At 42.8% G+C, this 11,141-nt stretch carries 8 protein-coding genes; 7 read left to right on the top strand and 1 reads right to left on the bottom strand.

Annotation, left to right across the window (positions count from 1 at the left end):
• Nucleotides 1–12: 12 nt before the first annotated feature.
• The 6 genes from JGK14_RS11050 to JGK14_RS11075 all read left to right on the top strand — a co-directional run bounded on the left by JGK14_RS11050 (nt 13) and on the right by JGK14_RS11075 (nt 7,060).
• A complete protein-coding gene (locus tag JGK14_RS11050; protein WP_293219201.1) occupies nt 13–3,153 on the top strand; it encodes an ATP-binding protein in 3,141 nt (1,046 codons plus the stop codon).
• Between the two features lie 2 nt (nt 3,154–3,155).
• Nucleotides 3,156–3,536, top strand: a complete 381-nt coding sequence (locus JGK14_RS11055; protein WP_293212593.1) for a hypothetical protein — start codon at nt 3,156–3,158, stop codon at nt 3,534–3,536.
• Nucleotides 3,537–3,547: 11 nt separating this feature from the next.
• Nucleotides 3,548–4,093 (top strand): hypothetical protein, encoded by a 546-nt coding sequence (locus tag JGK14_RS11060; protein WP_293212591.1) that lies wholly within the window; start codon nt 3,548–3,550, stop codon nt 4,091–4,093.
• Nucleotides 4,094–4,303: 210 nt separating this feature from the next.
• Entirely contained in the window at nt 4,304–5,488 is a 1,185-nt protein-coding gene (locus tag JGK14_RS11065; protein WP_325315056.1) for a WD40 repeat domain-containing protein, read from the top strand.
• A gap of 19 nt (nt 5,489–5,507) precedes the next feature.
• Entirely contained in the window at nt 5,508–5,579 is a 72-nt protein-coding gene (locus JGK14_RS11070) for a WD40 repeat domain-containing protein (RefSeq protein ID WP_325315063.1), read from the top strand.
• Between the two features lie 185 nt (nt 5,580–5,764).
• Complete coding sequence (locus JGK14_RS11075; RefSeq protein ID WP_293219195.1) at nt 5,765–7,060, top strand: ribonuclease D; 1,296 nt, start codon at nt 5,765–5,767, stop codon at nt 7,058–7,060.
• Between the two features lie 185 nt (nt 7,061–7,245).
• Here the strand turns inward: JGK14_RS11075 and JGK14_RS11080 are convergent, their stop codons facing one another.
• A complete protein-coding gene (locus tag JGK14_RS11080) occupies nt 7,246–9,777 on the bottom strand; it encodes a vWA domain-containing protein (RefSeq protein ID WP_325315057.1) in 2,532 nt (843 codons plus the stop codon).
• Between the two features lie 249 nt (nt 9,778–10,026).
• Between JGK14_RS11080 and JGK14_RS11085 the strand changes: the two genes are divergently transcribed.
• The gene (locus JGK14_RS11085; RefSeq protein WP_293179738.1) at nt 10,027–11,013 is read left to right on the top strand and encodes an AEC family transporter; all 987 of its coding nucleotides are present in this window, start codon (nt 10,027–10,029) and stop codon (nt 11,011–11,013) included.
• Nucleotides 11,014–11,141: the final 128 nt, after the last annotated feature.

Below are 11,141 nucleotides of genomic sequence, written 5' to 3' on the forward strand. Positions count from 1 at the left end.
TAGTGGCACAATATGTTCCCATTAATCTTCAAAATCCCTCACCTCCCAGACCTAAAATCTCAAAAATACCTCTCCCTTTACGGTCAAGGAACCAGACAAAAAGTCCTGAGTAGACAGAAAGACTTTCTGCTATTACTCAGCGACTTGAGTATAATTTATAACCTCACCTTTTCCCTGCGCTATCGCTATGCACCCGGTTTGCCTTTTGACAAGCGTTTACGCATATATTTGGCAGTCAGTCAACCGGGAACAAATTCATCCGATACCCGCGTCGCCACAGATATTGAAAAGATTGTCACCCAAGGATTTCTTAAGGAATTTTATCAAATACAGTTAGCGCCAAAAGCGGAAGTGGATAAAATTCAAAATTTGAACTGGGTAAAATTCATCGGTGAAACAATCAAATATGAGGAAATAGTTTGCACGAATACTAATTACACCACCGAAGCTGGTAGTGGAAGCAACAAAAAAAAGGTTTTCAAAGATGCTTACTATGTCCCGCTGCAATTTGAAGCAGATGAAACTAATGATATGTTGGTTGTTTGTGAGACTATTGCCAGTTTCAATAGCCCTCTCCTGCTAGAAATTACCCTGGAACCTGACACCACATCTCTGCAAGAAAAATCTAGCTGGATTAACGCCCTTGACCAAATGCTATCCACATTAAGGAAATCTAACAGCGGTTCCACCTTCGGTTTGTCCAAAAATGAAGACAGAAATGCTCAATTAGTTTCTCGTATCTACGATAAATATCAATCGACTTACTTAACAGAAAGCCTCTATCGCTACAGCATAAAAGTTCTGGGAACCGATGAACTAGCTGTCCGCAGTATCCTAGGAACACTGCTGCTGAGTGGTACTAAAAAAAGTCGTTATCGCACTCTTGTACTCACTCAAAACTCTTCCGCTTTTCCCGCTAGTCTTGCAGCTACGCAACAGGGAAAAATTTCAACTTTTACCTATTGGGAAAAATGGGATAAAGAACTAGGAGACGCCTATTTTGGTAATGATTTAGTGGCTGGCACCGGTAATGTGAAAATCACTGATTTAAAACCCTTACACCGCTACGCTACGCTGAATGAAATTAGCGGCTTATTTCGCATTGTCGTTCCCAGCGATGCCCCAGTTAAGGGAATTAGCCAAGAAAATGATATCACAAGTTTAGGTGACGAACCATGCATTGACTTTGGTGGCTACGAAACCACGCGCCCAGAAAACATCATTCAAATTGCCCTAAAACAACTCAACAAACACGCTTTCATCTGCGGTGTTCCCGGTAGTGGCAAGACAACTACAGCATTTAATTTACTGACGCAATTGTGGTGTTACGATATACCATTTCTAGTCTTTGAACCCGCCAAAACTGAATATCGTTCCCTATTAGCCATCCAACCTAACAGCAACTGCTTTCCCCCAGAACAACTGCAAAAACTCCGCACTCTCACCCAAGAATTGCGAGTTTATACCCTAGGAAATGACCTAATTTCGCCGTTTCGGTTTAATCCCTTTGAAGTTTCAACTGGTGTGCCTTTCTACGAACATATTAGCAACTTAGAAGCCAGCTTTCGCGGTGCTTTGCCGCTGTCTGGGCCCTTGCCGGCTTTGCTTTCCGAAGCTTTAGAAGAAATTTATTATGACAGAGGATGGACGGGCAGTGAAGCAGGAACACCGGATAATTTAGAAATCCCTACCATGCGGGATTTGTATGATAAAATTACGGCTTTATTTGAAACCAAAGACTATGCGGGTGAGGTTAAATCTAATTTAAAAACAGCCTTGGAAGTCCGCATTGGTAGTTTATTGCGTCGAGGGGTGGGGGCGATGTTAAATACGCAGCGCAGCAGCCCGACTATTGATGATTTGTTGAAATATCCAACTATCTTAGAATTGGATTATCTCAACCAAGATCAGGCTAATTTGATGACGTTCTTTCTGCTAACAAAAATTAGGGAGTATGTGAAACGGCAGCGGACAGAAGGCAATGGCATTCCAGAACACATTATTTTGTTGGAAGAAGCTCATAATATTGTGGGGCGAAATCAGGGCGCGACATCCTCCGAAGATGGTAATAGTAAACAGGAAGCTGCTAATTACATCACTCGGATGTTAGCAGAAATGCGGGCGCTGCGAGAAGGAATTATTATCGCCGATCAATTGCCGACGGGGGTAGCGGCGGAAGTGGTGAAAAATACTAATGTGAAAATTGCTCACCGTCTGGTATCTGCTGATGACCGCAAAGATATCGGACAGGCTATGCTATTAGATTCCTCGCAAATTGAAGAAATTGCTCGTATCAGTCCTGGTGAGTCTTTCTTGTACATGGAAGGTTGGTATCGTCCGCGTCCTGTAAAGATTCCTTTTGAAAATAGTGCTAAGGTAAAGTTAGGGGTGGAAACTTCGATTGATAGCCAAAAGATTGCAGCTTTGATTCAGAAAAAAAGTTGGTATCGCCAGGGGCAAATGACGGTTTTGAATACTGCAATTAAGGAAGGCGATCGCCTTTCTACAGAATACCACAAAACTTTTGCTGAAATTCGCCATAAATTGCAGCCTGTTCAGCAAGAGTGTGAGGAGTTAGAACAACTGCTGAAAGAGTTAACTGCTGAAGTTTTTTATACCCTATCGGGGACATTGCGCCTTGACATCGATTCTATCCCAGAGAGTGAACTTTCGCTGATGAGGGAGTTTAAACCTAGCAGTCTTCTGAGTTTAGATGATTTACTGCCTGTTGCTAATTTAAATTTGGGAGAGTTGTTAGATTTGCGATCGCACCTCAATGCTAAACTAGATTTATTCGAGCAACGCCGCCAAGCTGTCAACGAGACTAACAGCCGGATTCCGCGCTACAAGTACCAGCAGCAATGGCTGCAACTCACTCGCCAACTGCAAACTATCCAGTGGCAATTGACAGCCTTAGCGAATTCTTTGGGTCAGCCACAGGCAGCGGCAAAACTGCAAGAGAAGTGGGATAATATTGTTTATGAACAAGACCTACTCGAAAAACAGGAGGAACCAGCACTCAAAGACACTCTCACCAAGCTAGGACAAAGTTACCAGAAATTGCGCTCTAAACTGATTGAAGTTTTAAATCGAGCGATATCGACAGCGCAATTTGATAAAGTAAAGCAAGATTTTCAAGCGGGAGGACAATAAATTTGGATTTAACGGTTAAGAATTTAGTTTTAAGTTACGAAACCTTGGCAAACCAAAGCGTTAAGCTGAATCAGTCCTACTTAAGTTTGCTCAAAGTTTATGATGAACTCAATTTTGATATTAGTCTGTTAGCTGACCTGGATCAGGCCGGCTGTTCGCCTCTCAAGGTTGTGGAGTCAATGAACCGCGATCAACTAATTATCGTGGATAAATTTACAGATTTAATCGGGTTAATTAGCAATGCCCAGAAGCATTTTGTCAGCGGTCTAGAAGCTAAAAAGTTGAGTGAAACTGCTCACGATTGCCTAGTAATGCGGAATTTTGTCAAGGGTATTGCCTTAAATCAGTTGCAGCAAATGTTCACTGAAATCAGTCTTTCATAGGAGAAGATACTATGTCTGTTGCAGAATATCAAGACCGTCAAGCTTTAGAAACTGAAATTAAAGACTATGCTAAGCAGGTTGAAACCCTCGGAGAGGAACAAAAAGACCATCAAGAAGACTTGATTAAGGTACAAAAAACTCTGCTTTCCTTTACCAGAAGTAAAGGTTTCGATCGGGTGGCTGATAGTAAGGTGATCAAGCATTTGGAAAATGCGATCGCTACCCGCGAAACTAATATCGGGGCTTGTAAAGAAAACATTGGTGCAGTTAAGCAGAAGATGGAGGCTACACAGCACAATTTAGAAAAATCTCTCGAAGAGGGAGAAAAAGCCGATCGAGAGATGGAACAAACAAAAAATTCGTTAAAGAATCCGCTTAAAGGTTTAGATGATGCCATCGATCAAAACAAAGATGATATAAAACATCGTAAAAAGCTTGGCAAAAAACTGCGAGAGATTGGTATAATGGCTGCTAAGCTGATATCGGCTAGTGCGATCGCAGCAAATGAAGTGATCGGAGTGGTCGAAAAGCTCAAGCAAATCGGAATTATTCGTTAATGATTCGTGAACAATTGGTAGGGGTAGTACCCCGTGCCTACCCCGAAATGATTGGTTAAAAATTGGTAGGGGTAGTGGATGGTGCGTGCCTACCCCAATACAGAGGGCAACCACGGGGGGTTTTCCCCTACATCAATTTCACCAATTATTTCGGATTGGTATATTCTTGAATCCGAACGTTTTGTTTATTTCTACGAATAACAGGATTTTATGGATTACAACAACATCAACACGGCTGCTGAAATTCTTAATGCTTTCCGCGCTTGCAATAATAACCCGGAAAATGAGATAGAATTATTTGAAAGATTGGCAACTCGTCCCGAACCACCGCTCGACGCTTTTATTGATATCCTAAGAGCGATTAAATTAGAAACACTTTTAGCGTTGACTATTCAAGCTTTTGGCAAAATTACTCATCCTGAGACGAAAGCCAGAATCCAGGAAAGTCAGGAATTATTGGAGTTACTGAGTCAGAAAGCTGAATCGGGATCGAGTGATTTAATTCAATGGTCTGCTGCTAGTGCGATCGAGGACATAGGATTTGATTTTTTAATGGTAGCACAGTATCTCTCTCAAGACCCTAAGAATATAATTGAGAGGATAGTAAAATCAAACAGCATTTCTAGCAGTAGTGACTCTAATGAAATAAATCGCTTTTGGAGTTATGGGCCGTTAGAAAAACCGAAAAAAGAAGCTCAGAAATGGAGGTGTGTACATACCCTCACTGGACATTCTGAACGAGTTTGCTCTCTTGCCATCAGCCCGGATGGACAGACGCTTTTTAGTGGTGGTTTTGATAAAACTATCAAGATGTGGCAGGTAAGTACACGCGAGGAACTTCGCACTCTCACTGGACATTCTGAACTAGTTTGCTCCCTTGCCATCAGCCCGGATGGACAGACGCTTTTTAGTGGTAGTTTTGATCAAACTATCAAGATGTGGCAGGTAAGTACAGGGAAGGAACTTCGCACTCTTCTCATTGATCGTTCTCCATTTGTTAATAGCCTCCCCATCAGCCCGGATGGACAGACCCTTTTTAGTGTTTTTTTTGATCGTGAAACTATCAATATTTGCCAGGTAAGTACAGGAAAGGAACTTCGCAGTCTCATTGGACATTCTGAACGAGTTTGCTCTCTAGCCATTAGCCCGGATGGACAGACGCTTTTTAGTGGTTGTTGGGATGCAACTATCAAGATGTGGCAGGTAAGTACAGGGAAGGAACTTCGCAGTCTCATTGGACATTCTCAAAAAGTTAGCTTCTTAGGCATTAGCCCGGATGGACAGACGCTTTTTAGTGGTAGTGTTGATAAAACTATCAAGATTTGGCAGGTAAGTACAGGGAAGGAACTTCACACACTCACTGGAGGAACTTCACACACTCACTGGGCATTCTGAACCACTTTATTCTGTCGCCATCAGCCCGGATGGACAGACGCTTTTTAGTGGTGGTTCAGATGAAACTATCAAGATTTGGCGACAAGATTAATTTTAATGAACTTGGGAAAATGCGATGAACAACGGGATGATAACGCCGACACTAGCACGAAGTCAGAATTAATCAATTTTTACCTCTGATTTAAAGAAGATAAGAGCAGAAAAATACTTGACAATCGATCCGATAATTGCTATAGCATAATATAAGCCTAAAGTTAATAGCAAAAGTCTGTAAAAATGCCTTATTTAACAGCAGCAAACGACATCAAAGCACTCATCGCTAAATTTTCGCAAGCTAAAATCCTGTGGGTTGACACAGAAATAGCAGACTATAAATCGAACCCCAGATTATCTCTAATTCAAGTGTTAGCTGACTCCACCGATGCGACAGGAGATGCCACGTTTCTACTAGATGTCTTAGATCAACCTGAATTGGCAAAAGACTTCATCAACCAAATCATGGTCAATCCAGATATTGAAAAAGTCTTCCACAGCGCCAGCTATGACATCAGATTTCTGGGTAATGACGACGCCAAAAATGTCACTTGTACATTGCAAATGGCGAGAAAAATTCCAGCTTATATCCTGCCCTTACCCAACCGACAACTCAAAACATTAATCGAAACACTTTGCGGCATTACTTATGTAGATAAAACAGAACAAAGTGGCGATTGGGGAAAGCGTCCCCTGACCCAGAAGCAGCTAGAATATGCCAAGATGGACGCGGTTTATTTAGCTAAAGTGCACAGCCGCTTGCTAGAAATCCTTGCCGAATCTTACCCCGAACCCGCAACGGAAAACTTGATATCCTTGGGGAAAAAATATCAGCAAATAGAATCTCAGTGGAAGCCGCTTGATTCAGAAATAGCTGAAGTCAAAGAACGATTTAAAGCAGGAATGATGGCACAAAAGCTCAAAGATAGTTCTTGTTTTCAGCTTTCCAGTTCGATAACTATGAAAGTTGATTTTATGACGCTGGCGAAACTGACACAAACTCAGCAAATTGATTTAAATTTTCCGGTGACACTGACGAAAGAAATTCAAAAACAGTTAGGTGAACTTATTACTCATCCATCTTTGCAAGTTGAGGATATTGCTAGTTGGCGGTTGAATTCTAATGTACAGCAGCGGCGAAAATCTACTGCTAAGAAAATTGTGCCGGAACCCGAGAGTGAAGATTTAACGGCATTGGGGAAAAGGTATCAAGAAATTTTCCCTGAATGGAAGTTGCTGGATTCGGAAGTTGAGCATCTGAAAGAACGGATTAAAAAAGCAATGTTGGTGCAAAATAAGAGCAATACTCCTGATTTTAAGTTATCTAGTTCTTCGATTTTGAAGGTAGATTTTGCTAGCTTGGCTAAAGTTGTGCAATCTGCGGGAGTTGAATTAGATTTTATGGTGACGCTGACTCAATACATCCAAAAGCAGTTGGGGGATGCGATTAACACAATTGATGTGCAGATTGAGTATATTACCAGTTGGCGGATGACGGCTAAGACTGTGGAAGATGAAGATGAGGAAATCCCGTTTTAAGTAATATCTTGGGTATGTTGTTGCGCTTCAGCGCTCTTTATCTTATGTATGAAAGAGCGCTGAAGCGCAACTACGTACCTAAAAAATAATCCCGCAAAGGTATGTTGTTGCGCTTCAGCGCTCTTTATCTTATGTATGAAAGAGCGCTGAAGCGCAACTACGTACCTGACTGCGAACCTTTGTTCCTACTTTCCTACCGTGAAATACTCATTTTTAGCGTACACGCTAATTATGCAGTCGCCGACTTCAAAAAACATCCCCTCTTGCTCATCTTTAGAGAATTGCAAGTTGCCGTATTTAGCATTGATTTCCTCAGCAGTCGCCGCCTTCGCTTCCATTTCATCGGGAATAAGTCCGGTTGAACCGATGTAGAAAACTAGCGGCGAAACTTTCTCAGCATACACTTTTTCGGCGTAGGTTTCCAGTTGCTCGTTTGCACGGGTTAAAGCAGCGACAAATTCGTCTCGCTTGACATCTTCTTCCTGCCATTTTGCTTGCAGAAGCCGCAGCAAGCTGTCTGCACCAACTTTGGCTAAGGTAGCGCTAACAATTCCGTTATTCTCCAATCCCAAAAAGTCATCGAAAATTTGTTTCATTAAGTCGTCAACTTTGGTGATTTTGGTGCGGGATGAAACTGTTTTGTGTGCGAAGACGACAGGCTCATCTAAGGTGATGTCAAATGTCGGTTTTGCCAGCTTTTCGCCTGTGTTTTTGTGGTAAACTTCGTACAGGCGATCGAGAAATTTGTTGGCAGAATGCAATTTGCCGAAATTGAGGATGTTTTTGCTGCCGATGTCGATTTTGTAGCTGACTCGCGAATCTACTGTACCGTTGGCGATCGCACTTTTCAACTCTGTGTACTCCGTCGTCGTCGGAAAGTTGAGGTAAAGGCTTTTCGACAGATAGTGATGTTTCAACTCTTCCAACTGTTGAGCCGTATAACTCTCGGATGCTTCCTTCAAATGAGCCGAGAGAATGCTGGAGAGAATTTTAATGTTTGCGAGTTCCTCAAACACTCCGTCAAGGCTGCCGTAACGTCCGTCAAACGGCACTAGCGGCAAACTGTCTAAGTTAATATCGTACTCCGAATGGAAGTCAAAATCTCCCGCAGGCGAGCCGTATTGTTGGAGGATACCGCATTTTTTGAGCAAATCAAACACTGCTTTGCTGCTGATTTTGGTTCGCAGCGACTTGATATTAACTTCGCCGTCGCTGACAATGGTATAGTTGTTGAAAGTATTCAGGTCTGTCACCAGAATTCCTGCCACTTCTGCGATCGCACTTCCATCCTCAACTTTTACCAGTTTAACTTTCCGGGTAATCAGCATATTGATGGTAGCGGTATTTTGATTGATCGCAAATGAACCCATCCGCACGTATTCGCCGCCATCTAAGAATTCTGTTTTCAGCCAAGGCTTGACAAGGTTGCCGTTTTCGTCTCGCTTTCCTTCAACTCGCTTCAAACCTTTGCGCTGATAGTTTTCTTGCAAGTGTTTCAAGTTGATGATGATGCTGTTGCTGTTTTCCTCCAATATCTCGATCAACTCCAGCAGGGAAATTTTATCGCTGACTTTTACCCGATCGCCAATTTCATGATTTTGCAACACATCAGGCGCAAACACAGCCCGTTCCAAATCCTGGGTAAACTCGGCTATTTGAGCATTTGTCAAAGCTTTCGCGTGTTTTTCCGTCAAAGTAGCATCGAAGGTACTCGCCAGCGCATACTTCGCCGTATTCAAATTGCCGTCAGCGAGGTTAGCTTTCGCAAAAGCAAACACCGACTCATCAGTTTGAGCAACCGGAACTTCTAATTTGTCATACTCATCTTTGGTGACTTGCTGATACTTGTAAAACAGTCCCGCATCGTCTGCTTTCAGCCCGCAGATTTTCAGCGTACTCGATGAACCGCTGATTTTTTTGCCAGTTTTGGAAACAAAAACTTGATAATCGTATTCCTTGATTAACGGTTCTTCCAGCGGTGGCGCCACCGAATCACCTAACAGTTTTGTGCTGTCGTACAGAGCATCATAAACCATTTTAACTTCGCCAGCGCGGATGCAATTTCCCGATAAAGTGTTGGCGATTTTTGAGAGCAGTTTGAAGTCAGCAGAAGCATAGGATATCGTGTTGGCAAACACATCCATGTCCTTAAGTTCGTTGCAGATTTCCGCTAGTTTTGCCGCTTCGGCATTAGGACTCGGGTCATTTGCATAACCGTCTGTGTGCAAGTTAATTGCTGTCACTTCTCCTGCTTTTACGAGAGATTTAGCAAGCTGCATCGACTGCGATATGCAGGTACAGCCAGCGGTTTGGATATTTTTAATTTGTTTGATGTATTGAGAGTCAATCTTCGTCACTTCTTGAATGGGAATTCGCTGGAAGTGACAAATTACGTCTCCATTGTCAGCGTAGGAAATGAGGCTGACAATTAGTTGGTAATTGTTATATTCGTCTAAAGTCAAAAGCTTGACTAGGGTTTCTTTCAGCGGTTTTAAGTCAGAATACATCGAGCCGGAGCGATCGATAATGATGATGCTGTGGGCGACGGATTTTTCGGGGATATCGCCTGGTGTTCTTTCGAGATTGAGGCGATCGACTAAATAGAATGCCTTTTCATTTCCGGCAAAATTGTAGAGGGTAAATTTGGTGCGATTATTCGAGGCTGCTTGGCTGCTGGAACTTTTGACCTGAGATGATTGTTTTGCTTGCCGTGCCATACTTTTCACTCGTGTTGATTTATTCCTCAACACTATCTTGACACGCCCTTTTGTCGGTGTCAAGGCCTGTTGAGGAAAATTATCTGCTAGGCTAAATAAGCATTAATGCTTAGCAACAGTTGCCAAAAGTAGTGTGCATCAAGGCCACAGAAACCGGGTTTTTTACCGAATCTGCGGGTAAAAACGAAATATTTTCGTAAAAACCCGGTTTCTGACCACCCGCGCCAGTCCTAAAATATTTAATCAATAATGCTTAATTTAGCAAATCCGCTGCTCAAACTCTATCTAAATTTAATCGGATGGGTAGCGTTTGGATTCATTCTCGGCCGCCTGCTACCGAGAAGCTATTCTACATATTTAGCCAAGTTTCTGTTCTTTTTTGGCACACCGCTGAGCATTGTTGCTTTTATCCGCCGCGCCAATTTGTCTGGCCCTATTTTGATTGCACCGCTGATAGCTTGGGTGGCAATTCTAGCGGGTGGCGGACTCGCTTGGATTGCGATAAATTTCGGCTGGGGCGAGGAACGTCTCAAGACTATTAATCCAGGCAAAAATACCTCGGAAGCCAAAACTGCTTGGAGTTTGCCGACTCAAGGCAGTTTTTTATTAGCGGCGATGTTTGGTAATACGGGTTTTTTAGGAATTCCCATCACCTTGTCTTTGTTGGGCCCGGAACACTTTGCTTGGGGGTTGTTTTATGACTTGCTGGGCACTGGTACGGCAATCAATTTACTCGGAATTGCGATCGCCTCTGGCTGCGGTAACAGCAATCTACACCAGCATTGGTTAAGTCCCCTGCGAGCAATTTTGCAGAATCCGGCACTGTGGGCTCTGGGTATGGGATTTGTTTCGCGCAGCTTGCCACTGCCGGCACCAATCGAAGATTTGTTAACAACAGGTGCTTGGGCTGTAATTAGTTTATCTTTGATTACGATCGGGATGCAGTTGAGCAAGTTGAATTCTTTGCACAATCTCAAACAAGTTTTGAGTTGTCTGTCAATTAAAATGCTGTTAATTCCCTTGGTATTTGGCGCGGGTTTAACGTTTGTTGGCATTACGGGCGCGCCGCGGCTTTCGCTGGTGCTGCAAATGGCAATGCCTCCGGCTTTTGGTACTACTTTGCTGGCTGAAGTTTTTAATCTCGATCGCGAATTGACCGTAACTGCGATCGGCATTGGCTGCGTTACGTTATTATTCACTATTCCAATCTGGATGCTGCTATTTAGTTTTTCATGAAAATAGAATCTGATTAGTTTAAGCAGCGCGTTGTTTTAGTGATATGAATCACAACAATTGAGCGATCTATGTCATGTTCATTTTACTTAACAATCATGGAAGTTGGAACTCTATTCCCTTCTGTTAAG

This window comes from Microcoleus sp. PH2017_28_MFU_U_A (genome assembly GCF_020738035.1).
In the GTDB taxonomy this organism is placed as follows: domain Bacteria; phylum Cyanobacteriota; class Cyanobacteriia; order Cyanobacteriales; family Microcoleaceae; genus Microcoleus.

Bases quoted from the DNA above. Each gene is read 5' to 3' on its own strand.
- JGK14_RS11050 (WP_293219201.1), top strand. From the start codon at position 13: ATGTTCCCATTAATCTTCAAAATCCCTCACCTCCCAGACCTAAAATCT.
- JGK14_RS11060 (WP_293212591.1), top strand. From the start codon at position 3,548: ATGTCTGTTGCAGAATATCAAGACCGTCAAGCTTTAGAAACTGAAATT.
- JGK14_RS11065 (WP_325315056.1), top strand. From the start codon at position 4,304: ATGGATTACAACAACATCAACACGGCTGCTGAAATTCTTAATGCTTTC.
- JGK14_RS11075 (WP_293219195.1), top strand. From the start codon at position 5,765: ATGCCTTATTTAACAGCAGCAAACGACATCAAAGCACTCATCGCTAAA.
- JGK14_RS11080 (WP_325315057.1), bottom strand. From the start codon at position 9,777: ATGGCACGGCAAGCAAAACAATCATCTCAGGTCAAAAGTTCCAGCAGC.
- JGK14_RS11085 (WP_293179738.1), top strand. From the start codon at position 10,027: ATGCTTAATTTAGCAAATCCGCTGCTCAAACTCTATCTAAATTTAATC.